The sequence below is a fragment of the Polyangium sp. 6x1 genome (assembly GCF_029946515.1).
Classification (GTDB): Bacteria; Myxococcota_A; Polyangia; order Polyangiales; family Polyangiaceae; genus Polyangium.
The window spans coordinates 154,738-171,523 of sequence record NZ_JARZHH010000016.1 but is presented as its reverse complement, the minus strand read 5'-3'; the positions used below and the strand labels follow the sequence as shown (position 1 = coordinate 171,523).

General features: G+C 70.3%; 15 protein-coding genes and 1 tRNA gene. 3 read left to right on the top strand and 13 right to left on the bottom strand.

The genetic code is table 11. The annotated features are described in order from the left end of the window. Positions 1 to 130: 130 nt before the first annotated feature. The 4 genes from QHF85_RS17735 to QHF85_RS17720 all read right to left on the bottom strand — a co-directional run bounded on the left by QHF85_RS17735 (position 131) and on the right by QHF85_RS17720 (position 3,874). The gene (locus QHF85_RS17735) at positions 131 to 1,453 is read right to left on the bottom strand and encodes an STAS domain-containing protein (protein ID WP_281328388.1); all 1,323 of its coding nucleotides are present in this window, start codon (positions 1,451 to 1,453) and stop codon (positions 131 to 133) included. A gap of 136 nt (positions 1,454 to 1,589) precedes the next feature. Beyond that, positions 1,590 to 2,186, bottom strand: a complete 597-nt coding sequence (locus QHF85_RS17730; protein ID WP_281328387.1) for an SRPBCC family protein — start codon at positions 2,184 to 2,186, stop codon at positions 1,590 to 1,592. A 111-nt stretch (positions 2,187 to 2,297) separates the two neighbouring features. Beyond that, a complete protein-coding gene (locus QHF85_RS17725; protein WP_281328386.1) occupies positions 2,298 to 3,359 on the bottom strand; it encodes a DUF2156 domain-containing protein in 1,062 nt (353 codons plus the stop codon). After that, the gene (locus QHF85_RS17720; RefSeq protein WP_281328385.1) at positions 3,356 to 3,874 is read right to left on the bottom strand and encodes a MarR family winged helix-turn-helix transcriptional regulator; all 519 of its coding nucleotides are present in this window, start codon (positions 3,872 to 3,874) and stop codon (positions 3,356 to 3,358) included. Before QHF85_RS17720 ends, QHF85_RS17725 begins: the two co-directional genes overlap by 4 nt. A gap of 96 nt (positions 3,875 to 3,970) precedes the next feature. Here QHF85_RS17720 and QHF85_RS17715 point away from each other — a divergent pair, with 96 nt between their 5' ends. From QHF85_RS17715 to QHF85_RS17705, 3 genes are all read left to right on the top strand, one after another. After that, positions 3,971 to 4,972 carry a zinc-dependent alcohol dehydrogenase family protein gene (locus tag QHF85_RS17715; RefSeq protein WP_281328384.1) on the top strand — a complete coding sequence of 334 codons (1,002 nt, stop codon included), beginning with the start codon at positions 3,971 to 3,973 and terminating at the stop codon, positions 4,970 to 4,972. A 348-nt stretch (positions 4,973 to 5,320) separates the two neighbouring features. Next, positions 5,321 to 5,923, top strand: coding sequence for an HAD family phosphatase (locus QHF85_RS17710; RefSeq protein WP_281328383.1), 603 nt, complete (start codon positions 5,321 to 5,323; stop codon positions 5,921 to 5,923). Between the two features lie 251 nt (positions 5,924 to 6,174). Continuing rightward, on the top strand, positions 6,175 to 6,687 hold the full coding sequence (locus QHF85_RS17705) for a hypothetical protein (RefSeq protein ID WP_281328382.1): 513 nt from the start codon (positions 6,175 to 6,177) through the stop codon (positions 6,685 to 6,687). Here QHF85_RS17705 and QHF85_RS17700 read toward each other — a convergent pair. The 9 genes from QHF85_RS17700 to QHF85_RS17660 form a co-directional block, all read right to left on the bottom strand. Next, the gene (locus QHF85_RS17700; protein ID WP_281328381.1) at positions 6,653 to 8,032 is read right to left on the bottom strand and encodes a glycogen/starch synthase; all 1,380 of its coding nucleotides are present in this window, start codon (positions 8,030 to 8,032) and stop codon (positions 6,653 to 6,655) included. The genes QHF85_RS17705 and QHF85_RS17700 overlap by 35 nt on opposite strands. 7 nt (positions 8,033 to 8,039) lie before the next feature. Further along, complete coding sequence (locus QHF85_RS17695) at positions 8,040 to 9,500, bottom strand: hypothetical protein (RefSeq protein ID WP_281328380.1); 1,461 nt, start codon at positions 9,498 to 9,500, stop codon at positions 8,040 to 8,042. A 48-nt stretch (positions 9,501 to 9,548) separates the two neighbouring features. Then, positions 9,549 to 10,226 (bottom strand): hypothetical protein, encoded by a 678-nt coding sequence (locus tag QHF85_RS17690; RefSeq protein ID WP_281328379.1) that lies wholly within the window; start codon positions 10,224 to 10,226, stop codon positions 9,549 to 9,551. After that, complete coding sequence (locus QHF85_RS17685; RefSeq protein ID WP_281328378.1) at positions 10,226 to 11,011, bottom strand: hypothetical protein; 786 nt, start codon at positions 11,009 to 11,011, stop codon at positions 10,226 to 10,228. Before QHF85_RS17685 ends, QHF85_RS17690 begins: the two co-directional genes overlap by 1 nt. Next, positions 11,011 to 12,621: a serine/threonine protein kinase gene (locus QHF85_RS17680; protein ID WP_281328377.1), complete on the bottom strand. Its 1,611-nt coding sequence runs from the start codon at positions 12,619 to 12,621 to the stop codon at positions 11,011 to 11,013. The genes QHF85_RS17685 and QHF85_RS17680 overlap by 1 nt, the downstream gene beginning before the upstream one ends. Positions 12,622 to 12,715: 94 nt before the next feature. Then, positions 12,716 to 13,873, bottom strand: a complete 1,158-nt coding sequence (locus tag QHF85_RS17675) for an SUMF1/EgtB/PvdO family nonheme iron enzyme (protein ID WP_281328376.1) — start codon at positions 13,871 to 13,873, stop codon at positions 12,716 to 12,718. A gap of 40 nt (positions 13,874 to 13,913) precedes the next feature. Continuing rightward, positions 13,914 to 15,341, bottom strand: a complete 1,428-nt coding sequence (locus QHF85_RS17670; RefSeq protein ID WP_281328375.1) for a carboxypeptidase-like regulatory domain-containing protein — start codon at positions 15,339 to 15,341, stop codon at positions 13,914 to 13,916. A 199-nt stretch (positions 15,342 to 15,540) separates the two neighbouring features. After that, a tRNA-Phe gene (locus QHF85_RS17665) sits at positions 15,541 to 15,613 on the bottom strand. Between the two features lie 62 nt (positions 15,614 to 15,675). Beyond that, positions 15,676 to 16,785 (bottom strand): hypothetical protein, encoded by a 1,110-nt coding sequence (locus tag QHF85_RS17660; RefSeq protein ID WP_281328374.1) that lies wholly within the window; start codon positions 16,783 to 16,785, stop codon positions 15,676 to 15,678. Position 16,786 lies beyond the last annotated feature (1 nt).

The following is a 16,786-nucleotide window of genomic DNA, read 5'->3' as shown; positions in this document are numbered from 1 at the left end:
CCCGGCTGTTCGATGAACTGCGCGGAGCGCAGTTCATCGACCCCGAGTCCAGCGCTTGCGCTGGTCCGGGTCCAGGGGCGGATAGCCCCGGTGGGGCCTGGGGCAAAGCCCCAGCGAAGCGCCTTCCAGCTCAATTCGACGCGAGCTGTCGAATCGCGAGACCGAGGCCGTCGCGCAGGGTGGCGAGCGTGCGCACGCGCGACAGGTCGAGGCCGAGAGAGATCATGGTCTGGGCGACGTTTGGCTTGATCCCGGTGATGATGCCTTCTGCCCCGAGGAGCCGGACGGCGCTGATGATGTTCAGCATGTGCCCGGCTGTGGCTGTATCGACCACCTCGACGCCTGTCAGGTCGAGGATTGCGAAGCGTGCTTGCGTGCGGGCCACCGAGGCGAGGAGGTCGTCTGTGACACGCGCGGCGCGACGGCTGTCGACGACGCCTACCATCGGGAGCGTGAGGACACGATCCCAGACCTGGATGATGGGCGTCTCCAGATTGAAGATGACCTCCTGCTGCCTTTGAATCAGCGCGAGCTTTGCCTCGAGGTCTGTCTTGATCTGGTGCGCCTCGTTGATGTTCAGGCTCATGCCGATGACGCCCGAGATGCGCTTGTCTTCCTCGGTCACCGGGATCATCCAGTGCTCCCAGACGACCCCGTCCGACTTGCCGATCACGTGGACGGGATGGCCCGCGAGCGCGCGGCGTACGTGCTCGTCGGATGCGATGAAATTTTGCCCGACGAGCTGACCGCGCGCGACGCCTGCCGAGAGTGCTCCGCGGCCGTCGTGGAAGTTGCAAATGCCTTTTTCGTCGGTCGCCCAGACGACCACGTCCAGGTTGTCGAGCAGCCCCTGGAGGATCCGCGCCATCCGAAGCCTGTCCTTTTCGGCGGCGATGCGTTGCTCGTCGGCGCGTCGCCGACGCTCGCGCTCGGCCTCGTATCGCTTCCGCTCGCTGATGTCGCAGAATACGACCACGGCGCCGACGAGCTCGCCCTTTTCGTCGCGAATGGGCCGGCCAGAGACCTCCATGGCCACGCCTTCGGGCCGCGCGTCGTTCCGCCCGAACATCTCCACGCCGTCCGTGACCTCTCCCCGCAGTGCGCGGGCGAGGGGAAGCTCGCCCGTCGGAAACGGGGTCACGCCGTCCGGCAGAAAGAGACCATATCGCTCGAACCAGTCCCAGGGCCCGGCGTCGCTCGCGCCTTTCCCGAGCATCATCATCGCCGCGTCGTTGAAGTGGACGAGCTTGCCCTCACGATCGCAAAGGACGACGCCCACGGCGAGGCTTCGCAACGCCGCCCGGAGAAGCATGATCTCGCCGTCCTGAGCGGACGCGCGACTTTCACGAGGCGGGCCGCCATCGGCGGGCGCTGCTTCTGCGAGGCGCGCCTCCAGCTCGGCGACCCGCGCGCGCAGCGCCGCGCACTCCTCTTCCAGTCCGGGGTACGGCATGAGGTCCCTCCCTGCGCCCGCGTTTGAATCGGTGGACACAGGAGCGGTTGACAATGCCAGGATATCCGCTTCTTCGTCAACGGACCGACGGTGCCAGAAACGTGCCCCCGTCACGGGCTCCGTCTTCGGGGGCCGGTCACTTCGGCGCGGCGGCGTTCACCGTCTCGGGCTCGGCAGGCGTTGGGGGCGCCTTCGCGGCCTCTTCGGCGACCTTTTTGAAGTTCCCGAGGCCATTCTCGAAGTCCTTCCCGATCATCGCGTCCATGTCCATGAAGAGGCCAAATGCCTTCCCGAGAAAATCGTTCTCGCCGCTCATGAACCACGTGATCTTGGTCTCCTTTCCTGCCGCCTCGACAGCGAATCCATTGTCGGCCTTGGACGCGAACGGCTTCAGGAACTCGAGCTTGATGTCCACGCGCTCGTTCGGCTTGACCGCGGCGATCGTCATCCGGCCCGCGCCGACGTCGTCGTTGCCCTCCCATTCGTACACGGCGCCGACCTCGCCTTGCTTGCCGTCGAACTTCGTCTTCATCTTCGGATCGAGCTTGGCCCACGGAGACCACGACGCCCACGTCCGGAAGTCCTTGACCTGGGCAAACACGAGGTCCACCGGCGCCGCAATGGTGGCATGACGCTCGACCCGGTACGTGGACGGGCGCGTCGCGATCACGATCAAGAGCACCACGATCACGGCCGCGAGCCCGATGCCCACGCGAATGGCGATTTTCTTCAACGAGGCCTCCGAGGTGTAGGGACAAACCTTCCTACGGTGGCTGGAAAGTCGCGTCAAGACTGGAACTGTCGCTGTCGATCGCGCACAGGTTCGTCCCGGTCAAACCGTGCGTCAGCCGGCCGGCGCTCCACCCGGCGCGCGTCGAGGCCGGCCTCTCCTGCCCTCGGCCCACGCGCGAAACGCAAAACGAAGGGGATGCCCGCCCGTGAGCGCCGAGGCCACGTCCCACAAGGCGACGATTTCACTCGTGTCGCGCGGGCGGACGAACCAGACCGGCTCCCACGCCTCGGGCGCAAAGCGGGCCCGGAATGCGCGCAGGCCCTCGAAATCGTAGACGTTGTGCCCGATGCGCCGCAGGAGCCGCAAGCCCTGCGGCAAGGGCCCCGCGAGCGGGACGAGGCCCATCGTCACGCGCCCGCACGCCGCCGCCCCGAGCCCCTTCATCGCCGCGTCCACGACGAGCTCCACGGTCCCGTTCGGCGCGTCGTCGGCGCGGAGGATGTCCTCGAAAAACCAGCCGCCCCGGCCAGGCACCGGCACCGCCGCGAGCACCGCGCAGAGGCGAGCGCCCCGCTCGGCGACGACGTAGAGCCGCTCGGAGGGCCTATAAAAGAGGTCCACCGAGAGCAAGAAGCCCAAGGCGCCGCCCCGCCGCCCCGCGCACCAGCGCGCCGAGAGGGCCGCGATCGCAGCGCCGAGCTCGCCCCCGAGCTCCTCGGCATTCACCACGCGCGCCCGCACGCCTTTGGCGCGCGCGCGGCGGATCTGCTCGCGAAGACTCCTCCGCCCGGCGAGCACGCGATCCCATTGCAGCGGATCCCATACCGGCTGCCGACCCAGGAGCAAACGCTCGAAGAACGCGTCGCGCGGAAAATCCTCGACCGCGCAGAACCCAGCGCGCCGGCCCACCCCGCGCGCAGCCTGCACGAACGCGCGCGCCGTCCGGCCCGTATGCTCGGGCGCGCAGAGCGGCGAGCCGACCGCGATCCACGCCCGGCCCGTGTCCGCGAACGCGACCCAACCCCCCGCGCCGTCACGCCACGCGCGCATCCCGGGCGCGAGGGACTGAAACGCCACCGTGTCGCGGCCGAAGCGATGCACCGCCTCGGCGAGCGTCGACGGGGCGGCAGGGCGTGGGGCGTGCAGCACCGAGGGCTCCGCGCAGGAGATCATGCCTTCCGCCGGGACGGGCGGTCCGACTCCGGCTCGAAGAACATGGGCGCAGGCCCCTCGGCGCCGACAGCGGCGGCCACGCGCCCGAGGCCACGCGTGAGGGCGGCAAGCTCGTCCGCGGGCAGGTCGGCGAGCGCGGCGATGAGCTTGAGCTGGACGGGCGGGGCGGCCTCGCGGAGCAGGACGCTGCCGGCGGGGGTGATGGCGATCTCGGCGCGGCGCGCGTCGTCCGGAGAGACGTGCCGGTCGACGAGGCCGCGCTGGACGAGGCGCGCGACCACGACCGAGACGGAGCTCGGGTCGGTGGCGGTGCGCGCCGCGAGCTCGGCGATGGAGTAGCGTTTTCCGCTGGCCAGCTCGCCGAGGACGAAGAGCTGCGCCCCGCTCACGCCGTGCGCCTTTTCCACGGCCGACGACGAGAGCCGAAGCGCCCGGATGATGTGACGGAGCGAGTCGAGCACGGCGGTCAGCTCGGCCTTCTCGGCGGACGGCGATTCCGATCCATGGGATCCCATGTTTTGACCCAACAGGGTAGAGCCGGACGGGCCCGCCGGCAACCACCCGGTGCGCGTGGGGGCTTGCGCGGCCCGTCTCCCGCCCATGTTGAAGGCATGCGCGCTCTCGTCCTGACCGAACCCCGCCGCCCGCTCGCGCTCCTCGAACGCCCCGAGCCGACGCCCGGACCGGGGGAGGTGCTGCTCGACGTGCGAGCCTGCGCGGTCTGCCGGACCGACCTTCACCTGGTCGACGGCGAATTGCCCGATCCGAAGCTACCGCTCGTGCCCGGCCACCAGATCGTGGGCGAGGTGCTCGCGGAGGTGCCGCAGCCGGGCCAAACGCCGCGCTTCGCCCGCGGGGCGCGCGTGGGCGTGCCCTGGCTCGGCTTCACCTGCGGAAAATGCTCGTATTGCCTTTCGGGACGCGAGAACCTCTGCGACGCAGCGCGCTTCACCGGCTACCAGATCGACGGCGGATTCGCCGAGCGGGCCGTCGCCGACGCCCGGTATTGTTTTCCCATTCCCGAGGGATATCCCGATCTGCAAGCTGCGCCGCTCCTTTGCGCCGGTCTCATCGGCTATCGGACGCTGCGCATGGCGGGGGACGCGGAGCGAATCGGCATTTACGGTTTCGGCGCGGCAGCGCACCTCGTGGTGCAGGTGGCGCGGCATCAGGGTCGTCGCGTCTTCGGCTTCGTGCGGGCCGGCGATGAAAAGGCAAAAGAATTCGCGCTCCAGATGGGAGCAGAATGGGCCGGCGCATCGAACGAGCCGCCGCCGGTGGAGCTCGATGCGGCCCTGATCTTCGCGCCCGCAGGCGAGCTCGTCCCGGCCGCGCTGCGCGCCGTGCGAAAAGGAGGGGCCGTGGTTTGCGGGGGGATCCATATGAGTGACATCCCCTCGTTCCCCTATTCGATCCTGTGGGGCGAGCGCGTTCTGCGGTCGGTCGCAAACCTGACGCGGAAAGACGGCGAGGAGTTCCTCGCACTCGCCCCTCGCGTGCCGCTACGAACCGAAGTGAACGTCTATCCGCTGGAGGAGGGCGCCAGAGCCCTCGCGGACCTCCGGCACGGGCGCTTCTCGGGGGCCGCGGTGCTGACGCCGAAGCGAGCGTAGGAGGCGTCGCGCCGGGGCGCTGCCCCGGACCCCGCGGGGGCTGTTCGCCCCTCGACCCGAACCAGGGCCAGCCCTGGACCATTTGGGGAAGAACTGCGCGATGCGCAGTTCTTCCCACAGGCCGCCGCTGTACCGCGTCGCCAGTTGAACCGTCAGCGCGGCTGTCTCGGGTTGCGGTCTTGACCTGGCCCGTTCGATGAACTGCGCATCGCGCAGTTCATCGACCCCGAGTCCAGCGCTTGCGCTGGTCCGGGTGCAGGGGCGGACAGCCCCTGCTGGGGCCTGGGGCAAAGCCCCAGCGAAACGCCTCCCCTTCCCCACCCCGACGCCCGCTGCCATCCTCCCGGCGTGTTTCCCAGGCCGCGGCTCGTCTTCTTCGACGTCATGGACACGCTCGTCCGCGACCCCTTCCGCGACGTCATGCCCTCGTTCCTCGGGATGAGCCTGCCCGAGCTGCTCCGGTGCAAGCACCCGACGGCGTGGGTCGACTTCGAGCTCGGGCGCATCGATGAGCGCGCGTTCCTCTCGATGTTCCTGCCCGGCCGCTCCTTCGACGCCGAGGGGTTTTGCAAGGTCGTCCGCGAGAGTTACGCGCTGCTGCCCGGCATCCGCGAGCTGCTCGCGGACCTCCGAACGAGCGCGCCTGACGTGCGGCTTTACGCGCTCTCGAATTATCCGCCCTGGTACCGCTGGATCGCGGAGCGCTGCGAGCTCGACATGCTGCTCGACGGCGCGTTCGTCTCGTACGAGACCGGCGCGCGCAAGCCCGATCCCGAGGCGTACCTCGTCCCTTGCCGGAGGCTCGGCGAGCGGCCCGAACAGGCGCTCTTCGTCGATGATCGCGAGAAAAACTGCGAGGGCGCCCGCGCCGTCGGCATGCAGGCAATCGTGTTCGACTGCGCCATGAAGCTCCGCGAGGCGCTCGCGCAGCGGGGGCTCGTCGCACCCTGAGGCTGCGCGCTTGACCCGGCCCGTTCGATGAACTGCGCATCGCGCAGTTCATCGACCCCGAGTCCAGCGCTTGCGCTGGTCCGGGTGCAGGGGCGGACAGCCCCTGCTGGGGCCTGGGGCAAAGCCCCAGCGCGACGCCCACGGAATCTTGCGGGCCTTCCGCCCCTGCTTCTATGCTGGCGCTGTTCTGCTGGGTTTTTGCGCGGAGAGCCATGTACGCGTCGCTGGTCGAGCACGTTGGGACGGGGAAGATGATTCGCCTCGAGCGACGTTTGTCGGGCGAGCCGTCGCTGCACGGGTACCTCCTCGGCCTTGGGCCCGAGCTTGGGCTCATCCACTGCTTCGATGACTTCGAACCCGACGGCTACACGCTCTTCCGCCTGGAAGACGTGCTCGCCCATGAGCGCGGCGCTCACGAGGAGCACTGGGATCGCATGCTCGAAAGCGAGGGGCTGCTCGGCGGGCTGCGCTTGCCGTTCGAGGTCGATCTGCGAGGTTTTCCCGCGGCGCTTCGCTCGATCCAGTCGCACCACGCGGACGTCATCATCGAGTGCGAGGACGAGGGCGAGGACGACGGCGACTTCTACCTCGGTCGGCTGCTCGAGGTCGGCGGTGAGACGGTCCTCCTGCACTACGTGGACGCGCTCGGGCGCTGGGACGAGTCGCCGACGATGATCTCGGTCGAGCGGATCACGAAGGTGCAGTTCGACACGCCCTACCTGCGGCGCTTCATGCGGTACACGGCCCCGTTCCCGACGCACTGAGCCGGCCGTAGAGGTGCGCGTAGAGGCTCGCTGGGCGATCCCATCCCGGTGAGGCGAGGAGCACGCGGCGGCGCAAGGACGCGCCTTCGGGGCCGGCGAGGTGCCCGAGGGCGCGGCGGACCGCGAGGACGAGGGCTTGTGCGCTCGGCGCGTCGAAGAGGAGGCCCGTGCCGCGGCCCGGATGCTCGTCTTCGTCGACGAGCGTGTCCGCGAGCCCGCCCGTGCGTCGCGCGACGGGCACTGCGCCGTAGCGCTGGGCTTCGAGCTGCACGACGCCGCAGGGCTCGAAGCGGGAGGGCATGATCAAGAGGTCCGCGGCCGCGAGCAGGCGGCGCGCGCGCGCGTCCGTGACGGCGCCGAGGAAGCGCGCATGTGCGGGGTGCGCCGCGGCTGCGGCGGTGAGGGCGCGTTCGAGTGGGTCGTCGCCGGCGCCGGCCACGACGACGGTCGCGCCGGCGCGGCAGAGGTCGGGGATCGCCGCGGCCATGAGGTCGGCGCCTTTCTGCGGCACGACGCGGCCGAGCGAGGCCACGAGCGGGCGCGTCGCGTCCGCGTCGAGGCCGGTCTCCGCGAGGAAGGCGCGCTTGCAGAGCGCCTTGCCGGCGAGATCGTCGGGGCCGAAGGGCGCGGCGAGGGCGGGATCACGCGTGGGGTCCCAGGCCTCGACGTCGATGCCGTTGACGATGCCGACGATGCCCTTTCCGTCGCGAGCGACGCGCGCGCGCAAGACGCCGTCGAGCAGCTCGCCGTGCGCAGGATCGAGGATCTCGCGCGCGTACGTGGGCGAGACCGTGGTGACCGCGTCGGCGGCGAGGAGGCCGGCCTTGAGCAGGTTCACGCGTCCGTGAAACTCGAGGGCATCGGGGCGGAAGTGCGAGGGGCCGAGGCCGAGGAACGCGAGCGTCTCCGGCGGGAAGACGCCCTGAAAGGCGAGATTGTGGATCGTGAGCACGGTGCGCGGCCTTCGGCCTCGGGCCTCGCGCACGAGGTACGGGACGGCTGCGCCCGGCCAGTCGTGCGCGTGGACGACGTCGAAGCCCTCGGCCATCGCGGCGGCGGCGCGCGCGAAGAAGGCGAAGCGGCGCGCGGTGTCGTGCTCGCCGTCGCCCTCGCGGCCGTAGATGCCGAGGTGCGCGGGGACGTCGGGAACCGAGACGACGCATGCGCGGACGCCGGGCGCGATCGGGATCTCCGGATCGAGGCGTTTGCCCGGCGGCGCGGGGATCACGACGGTGACGTCGTGCCCGAGGCGAGCGAGGGCGCGCGCGAGCCCGGCGACGCCGTCCGCGATGCCGCCGAAGCGGACGACGGGCGCGAGCTCGGCCGCGACGTGGAGGATCTTCACGGGCGGATCAGGGCGGGCACTTGCCGCAGTCCCCGGGGCAGGTGCACGCGTTCTCGCTGCCCACGGTGCAGACGCCGTCGCCGCACATGCCGGCGCACACGCCGCAGTCCCCGGGGCAGGTGCACGCGGTCTCGAAGGGCTGGCAGGTGCCGTCGCCGCAGATGCCAGAACAATCGGCCGGGCAGGTGACGGCCTCGCTGCAGTGACAGACGCCGTCGCCGCACTTGGGCCCGCAGTCCGCCGCGCAGCTCGAGCATGTCTCGCCGCTCTCGCACGAGCCGTTGCCGCAGCACGCGCCGGGGCAGTCCTTCGAGCAGGTCAGGCATGTCTCGCCGAAGTTGCACGTGCCGTCGCCGCAGCAGGCGCCGCAGTCCGCCGCGCAGCTCTGGCAGGTCTCGCTGCCGCCGCAGGACTTGTTGCCGCAGATCTCGCCGCAGTCCTTGGGGCAGTTCGACTTCGACTCGGTCCCGTTGCAGTTGCCGTTGCCGCAGCCGGCGGGGCAATCGGTCGGGCACTTGTCGTTGTTCTCGTAGTTCTGGCAGACGCCGTCGCCGCAGTTGGGGCACGCGCCGCAGTCCTCGACGCATGCGCCGCAGAGGATCTCTGCCGGCTCGCAGACGGCGTTGCCGCAGCAGTCGCAGTCGTCGTAACAGGTCGAGCACGTCTCGCCGAAGTTGCACGTGCCGTCGCCGCAGCAGGCGCCGCAGTCCGCCGCGCACGTCGAGCAGTTCTCGCCGAAGCTCGTGTCGCACGTGCCGTTCGGGCAGCACGCGCCGCAATCGCCCTCGCAATTCGCGCACGTCTCGCCGAAGCCCGTGTCGCACGTGCCGTTGCCGCAGCAGGGCTTGCAGTCGGCGGGGCAGTTCGCGCACGTCTCGGTGCCCTCGCAGGTACCGTCGCCGCAATTGCACGGGCAATCGGCGAGGCAGCTCCCGCACGACTCGCCGGGTACGCACGCGCCGTCGCCGCAGTTCGGCTGCGCGGCGCAGGAAGGCGTGCCGCTGCCCGGCGGATTCTCGACGCAGACGTACCCCGTCGGACAAGGATGCTCGAGGCAAACACACGGCAAGCTGAGCGGGACGACGCCCGTCGTGCCCGCGGGAAACTCGTTCACGACCGTCTCCGTGACGATCGAGGCATCGTCCCGCGCGAGGTCGAACGTGGCCGACGCGCGGTGCTTCGTCCCCTCGGGATCCGAGAGCGTGATCCGACGCGCGATCGGGAGCTCGGCGGCGCTCGTGACGGGGATCGTCTCGCTTTCGTCGACGCGCTCCCCGGTCTCGACCTTCATCGTGATCGAGCGAAGGCGCGCCGCGCATTCGGTGCCGACGCCCATCACGAGCGTGACGTCGGTGGTCGCCGAAGGCGCGACGTCACTGCCGCAATGCAAGCCGAACACGACGAGGAGAAACGCGAGCACCGCGACGACGGCGCCGCGCAGCGCGAGAGGAGCGGCCTTCCGGGACATGTCTCATCGTCGCGCCGATCGTGGGGCGCGCGCAATGTCCGGACGGGGCTAGCTCCCGAGCGCGCAAGCCGACGATACGGTCGTGCCGCAGCACGTCGAAGGTCCACACGCCTGACCCGTGGTCGTGAGGCCCGCGCCGCAGGAGAAGCCGGGGCTGCATCCACACGAGGACGGGCCCGCGTCGACGTCGCCCGCGTCGGTCGGGCCCGCGTCGCCAGGACCCGCGTCGGCGTCGTTGCATCCGCACACGGAGCCGACGTGGAAGACGAGCTTGCGCGTCGCGGCCTCGCAGAAGTCGATGTCGATGGTCTGCACGTCGCCGAGGACGGGCGGGAGCGCGGTCGGGCAAGCGAACTCCTTGCCCGGCCCGGCGTTCTCCTGGCCCTTCAGGGTCGCGAACGAGAGGACTTCGATGTTGACGCGGTCCGCCGCAGGTTTGCCCGCGTCGCGCTTGAGGACGAAGCTCGCGGGGCTGTCCCCCGCGAGGCTCACGCAGAGCGCGGCGATCTCCGCGCCCCCCTTGGTGACGACGACCCGCGCCGCGCCCGGCTTCGCGGGCGTCTCCACGGGAGCGAGCTCGACGAGGAGGTAACTCGGATCCTCGGAGACGTCCGATCCACACGCCGCGACGAGGCCGCCGGCCCCGATCGAGACGAGCGAGCCCACGGCGAGCGCGAGGGCCGCGCGCCGGCGAGGACGGGGCGTTTCGCGAGCGGCGTCCGGCATCAGAACCTCACGACGGCAGGAAAGACACGGTCGATGGTGCTCGTCGGAGGCCCGGCGACGGAGGACCCGTCGGGGCGCGTGACCACGACGATCACCGTGACCGCGGCGGCGCCCGCCGCGACGGCGCCGACGGTGCCCCAGAACCAGCCGCGCTTGTAGAAGGGCGTGTCCTTGGGCTTGGGCGCCTCCACGGTCGCGGCCCGCGGCGCGGTGAGCGTGAGGGTCGTGTCGCCCTGCGAGAGCGTCTTCGTGACCGTGGTCGTGTCGTACCCCTTGGCGCTGATCACGAACACGTGCTTGCCCGGGTCGAGGTCGACGCGGCCGTCTTCGGCGAGCTTGACGGGCGCGCCGTCGACGGTGACGTCGGCGTCCGTGGGGCTCCTCTGCAGCTCGATGCGCACGATCTTGCCGGCGACCTCTTCGCGGAGCTTGTCGATCTCGGTCTTCAGCGCGGGCTTGATGGGCGCCTTGCGCGCGTCGGCGTCGGCGACGGCGCCGTCGAGGGTGTCACGCGCCTCGACGTAGCGGCCGAGGGCGCGGAGCGAGGCGGCGATGTTGAAGCGGACGCTCGTCGAGGGGCTGATGTCGTCGGACTTGCGGAAGACCTCGAGGGCCTCGGCCCATTTGCCCTCGTCGCTGAGCGCGAGGCCCTGATCGAAGAGGGCGCGCGCTTCGCGTTGCTCGGGCGTGGGTTTGGCAGGGCCCGCCCCGAGCGCGGCAGGCGCGACGAACAAGCACGCGACGACAGGGGCGATGGCGAGCCATCGCAGCGGCGAACGACGCATCAATCGTAGCTCCGGACGAGAGGTCCGCCCTTCTTCACCGAGGTCGGGCCCGCCTTCGGGGTCGTCGTGCCGGGCTTCGTGGAAGGCTTGGCGGACGCGGCCAGGGGCTCCTGCGCGGCCGACGACGAGGGCGCGACGAGCGCGGCAGGGATCGTCGCGGGCGACGGCGCGGGCACGGGCGAGAGGGCCGACGGAGGCGCCGCGGCCGCCGCGAGCGTGTCGTCGCCCCGGCCGCGCGTGCTCAGGAGGAGGAGCGCGCCGCCGCCGAGGAGCAGCGTGACGAACACGCCGAGGAAGACGTGCAGCATCGACACGGCGCTCCGCGTTGGAGGCATGCCCTGCCCGAGCGCCTGCGGGTCGCTCTGCGCGAAGCCCGGGATCGACGAGCTCGACGTGCCGCTCTGCTCGGGGCCGAGCGGGAAAGGCACGTAGCTGCTCGGCGCCGGGGTATTTCCGTGCGGCGCGGGGATCTGCGGGGCCTGCCCGGGGTTCAGCGTGCCCAAGCGCGCCGACCCTGGGGCCGGCGTCGCGAGCCGCGCGGAGGGTTGCGACGGCGGCGGCGTGAACGAGCCTGGCGTGAGCGTGTTGATGCGCGGCGACGAGCTCATCTGCGCGCGCGTATGCGGCGCATTGCTCGCCACGCGCGCGAGCAGGGCCTTGCGCCACGCGCACCGGTCCCGGAACGTCTCGGCGATCCACGCCGCGGCCGAGGCGGCGTCGTGCGGGGCGCCGCGGGCGCGCGCCCACGCGCGGAGATCATTCTCCACGGCGAGGGCCGTCGGATATCGCTCGGCCCGCTCGCGCGCCATCGTGCGCATCACGATGGGATCGAGCGAGGCGTGGATCGCGTCGCGCACGTGGCTCGGCGGCTCCACGACCGCGCTCTGCAGGGCCATGATCGTCTCGAGATCCGAGTTCCGCGCGAAGGGCGAGTTGCCCGTGCAGAGCTCGTAGAGCATCACGCCGAGGCTGAAGACATCGACGGTCCGATCCACGTCCTGCCCGCGGAACGTCTCGGGGGCCATATACGGGAGCTTGCCTTTGAGCTCGCCGTGCGAGGTCTGCACCATGCGCTGCTTCGCCTTCGCCACGCCGAAGTCGAAGAGCATGGGGTGACCCGCGTCCGAGAGGATCACGTTGGAGGTCGAAACGTCGCGGTGGATGATCTCCAGCGACTCGCCTTCGAGGTTCTTCGCCTCGTGCGCGGCGTGCAGCGCGGAGGCGACCTCGGCGCCGATCCAGGCGACCATCCAGTCGGGGAACGCCGTCCCGTGGTTCTTCCGGATGTCCCGCAGCATGCGCTGCAGCGGGTCGCCGTTCGCGTAGTCGAGGACGACGAAGTGGTTTCCCGCCTCGGAGCCGACGTCGATCGTCGAAATGATGTTCGGGTGTCGTATCGCCGCAGCGACGTTGGCCTCGTCGTGCAGCATGTGGATGAAGGTCTCGTCCTCGGCGAGGAACGGGTGGATGCGCTTGACCGCCACGGGTTTGACGAACCCGCCGGGCGCGACGAAACGCGCGATGAAGACCTCACCCATGCCGCCGGACGCGAGCCGCTCTACGATCTCGTAGCGGCCGAGGCGCTCGGGGACGTCCTGGGACTCCGACATGGGAACGCCACGGTACACCTTTGGCGCTCTCGCCACAAACACCCGGCGATCCCGCCTCGGGGGCGGTCACTCGAATTTCCGGCTGACCCGACGGTCAGTGTTTCGCGTCGACCGCGCCAGGGCCGAGCAACGTGCCGCACATGGTCTTGCAGAGGATGTCGTGCGCGGCGCAGGTGCACTGGCCCTGCTTCTTCTGGTCGAGCTTCTTCTGCATCTCGGTGATGGTGAAACCGGCCCGCTTCTCGACCTTCTGGATCGTCCACTTGTCCCGGATCTGCCACGGCGTGCGCGGATCGGTGGCTTTGCCGTCGGCCTCGGCGCAGCAGCGGAAGCTCAGGAAGTAATAATAAAAGTCCTCGTCGTGCGTGTAGACCTTGGGGCGGCACTGGTTGCGGACGCCCTTGTACCAGGGGCCGCCGGTGTGGACGCTGTCGTAGAGCGCGTGCCGCGAGCCCTTGGGTTGCTCGCTCGCGACGACCTCGTCGGTGTTCGCCGGCATGTCGGCGACGCCGAAATCGCTGATGCAATTCGGCTGCGAGCCACTCGGCACGCCCTTCCAGAGCCGCGCGAGCTCGTCGCCGTCCCGCGCGGCGACCTTCTTCATGTTCGGATCGTCCCAGAGGTGGTCGCCGTTGCACTTGGCCGCGTCGCGCACGTAGCCGTGCGGGAACGGCTTCATCTCGGGGCCCTCGCACGCGAAGTTCCACTCCGACTCGGTGCACATGCGCTTGCCCACGGAGGCGCACTTGATCTGCGCCTGGTGGAAGCGGTTCATCACCTCGGGCCGCACGCCCTTCTGGTTCGGCCATTCATAGGTGTCGACGCAGTAGCGCTTCTTCACCTTCTTGCCGACGCATTTGCTGACCGGCTCGAACTCCTCGCAGACCGTCTTCTTGTTCGATTTGTCGAACCAGCTCTTCTTGCACTTGTGCTCGACCTCCGTGCAGTACTCGCCCTCGACGAGCTTCATGTCGGGCGGGCACGCCGAAGGCTCGGCCGAGGCCACGGGCGTCGGCGCAGGCGTGGCCATGGCGTTCGTCGTCGCCGGCGCAGGCTCTCCGGTCTTCGGGGTCGTGTCGGCGGGCGCCGCGTCCGCGGGCTTCTCGGTGGGGATCGCGGCCGCGGGCGGGGGCGCAAGCGGCGCGGGCGGCGGCGGAGGGCCGCCCGTCACGGGCTCGGGGGTCGCGGCGGAACACGCGGCCACGAAGACGACGGCCGCGACGATCGAAGGGAGGGACGAGACGATCCGCATACCCGCCCTCCCATAGTCGAGCGGGGATCGGGCGCCAGCCTCATTTCGGCGGGATGGGCGGCTCGTCGTCGGGCTGCACGCAGGCCGAGAGGTCGAAGAGCATGAAGAGCAGCGCCTTCTCCTGCGGCGAGAGATCAGTCGACTTGCAGCCGCTCGGGAACGCGACGCCGACCTCGTCCCCCGAGGAGACGTGAATGTCGCTGAAGACCACGCGCCCGCACTGGTTCTCCTCGGCCACGCCGATCGGCGTGTTGAACGTGAGGTACTGGACCGATCCCGGGTTTTCCCCGTAAATCCAGCGGCGCGAGATGGCCGGGTTGACCTCGTCGACCGTGTGCTGTCCTTCCTTGACGACGAGCTCGCCCGGGGTGGTCGAGGCGTTCACGTTGACGAGCCAGTCGCGGAGCGCGGCGCCCTTGGGGAAGGTGTCGTCGATCTTCGCGGTGAAGGGGTTTTCGAGGTCGGCCTGGTGGTTGAAGACCGCGGTCTGCGGGAAGGGCTCGGGGCCCTCTTCGAGCCAGTAATTGTGCCAGTGCGAGGCGAAGATGCGCCCGCCCTGCGAGGCGTAATCGAACATGGCCTGCCGGGCGGCCTGGGGCTTCTGCGAGCCGTTCTGGGCGGCCTCGCAGGCCATGAGGACGATGTCGTACTTCTTGAGGCTGTCGACGGTGCCCCAGAGCGTGGTCGCCGCGGCAAACGAGGCGCCGCCATTGAGCGACGCGGCGTACTTGTTCGAGCCGCCCGGGCCCGAGAAGAGCTGGACGCGGCCGCCGCCGTCCGCGGGCGTGAACTCGGCGTCGTCGATGCCGATCTTGCGCAGGAGGCACTCGAGCGGATCGGCGCCGCCCGTGGTGAGCGCGATCCGCGGGAGATCGCCCTCGGATTGGTTGCGCGGGAGGCGCGTGAGGTCGGGATCGGTGAGGGCGTTGTCGACGCACTCGGCGACCTCGGGCAGCACGATCTGCCGGCGCCACTTGCCGACCTGGATGACGAGCGGGATGTCCTTGCCGACCGGGACGTCTTCCAGGACGAACCTGCCCTGCGTGTCCGTGAGCGCGGTGACCACCGGGTCACCGGAGAGCACGGATCCGCATTGATCGCAGCTCGCGCCGTCGGGGAGCGGCTTCAGCGGCGCGTTCGGGATGTAGACGGTGATGTTGTAGAGCGGGGTTTTGCCGGCCGGATCATAGACCTTGCCGGTCACCGTGGTCTTCGCGCCGCCGGCGCAGCTCACCTGCTGGCATTCGAGGTTCGAGCAAGGCGGCCCGCCACCCGTGAAGGAGCCGCCGACGCCGTCGCCGCCCGTGCCGCCCTGGCCCATGCCGCCCTGCGCCACGCCGGTGCTGCTCGCCGTGCCACCCGAGCCCCCGGTCGCCGCGTCGCCGCCACCACAAGCGCCCGCAGAAAGCCCGATGAGGAGCGCGAAGGTCGCGCCGATCCCCACGCAAAGCGCGTGTTTGTTTCTCATGTTGCCGCCTCTCTCCCGGCGCCGCGGCGCCAAGCAAAGAACCCGAGCCGCGCCGAGCAAGCAGCGATCGTCGCTCACCCGGCCGTCATGCATTGTGCATGAGCCGAGGGAACGCTGCATCGCCGTCCTACGAAGGGCGTGGCCCCCCCGGGCCAGACGCCACCTCGATGGGGAGGCGGCGTCTGGAATCGAATCGTAGTGCCCAGGGTCGGAATCGAACCAACCACACGCGGATTTTCAATCCGCTGCTCTACCAACTGAGCTACCTGGGCATCACCGCGTGGGCCCTTGCGAGCTCCGCGGACCGCGTACGTTACGCGGAACGTCACCCAAGTCAAGCACCCAATTGTTCTTCCCCGACAACTTTTTCATCCGCGGGAAGAGGCAACGGGCCCGGGGCCTCCGACGCAGGGTTTTTCGCGGGGTCTCGGGCGAGGACGTCGAGCGACGCGGGGGGCTCGGCCGGACCAGCCGCGGAAGGAAGCGCGGCCCGCGGAGGGTCGGCGTCGTCTTCGGCAGGGGATTCGGAGGGCGAGGTCGGGTCGACGGGCTCGCTCGTCGCGGGGGTTTGGGGGTGGAGCTCGGCTTGGCTGGGCAGGACGCGATCGACGTGGCGGATGGCCGCCGCGAGCCAGGAGGCGCGGAGGAACAAGACCGCCAGCACGGATGCTTGGTGCACCAAGAATCCGGCGAAGACCTGCGACGTGCGCTCGACGCCGATGCGGGAGCCAACGACTAGCGCAGCGCCGAGCAGCGCAGCGCCGAGCGCGGCGCGCCAGGACCAGCCGACGAGGAGCGCGAGCGGAGCGCTCCGAACGGCGGCGAAGGCGCGCTTGATGGACGCGCGCACGCCGAGCTCGCCGCGCACGACCGCGACACGCGCGAGGTCGTGGAAGACGGAGACGAGCAGGACGAGGACGACCGCGCCAGCGACGAAGCCGACGCGGATCAGATCGGCGGCGCGCGTGTCGATCGCCTCCTTGCGCGCGACGGCGTTGCCGATGGCGATCACGACGCCGCCGAGGAGCACCTCCACGAGCGCCGCCGCGCCGAGCAGGAGCGAGAAGGCGCCGATCGGGCGGAGCGCCCACGCGCCGAGATCACGCGCGGCGACGCGGCCCTTCGCGCCGAGCGCGCCGAGGAGCGCGGCGAGCGGGAGGAGGCCGAAGAAGCAGACGAGGACGAAGAGCAGCAAGCTCGTCGCGCTCGAAGGGCGCAGGGCGCCGGCCGAACGGCGCATCGCTTCGAGGAGGAGCAGGCCGCCTTGATCGAAGAGCACGGCGTCGCCGCGCGGGTAACCGGAGACGGCGCCGCCGAGCGTGACGGCGAAGGGCCACGCGAGCAGCGCCGCCGCGACGAGGCGGAAGGCGTAGACGAGCAACACGACCCCGGGGCGCTTGCGCGCGAGAGGTCTCTCTTCGATCGTGCCTTGCGCGTGGTTCATG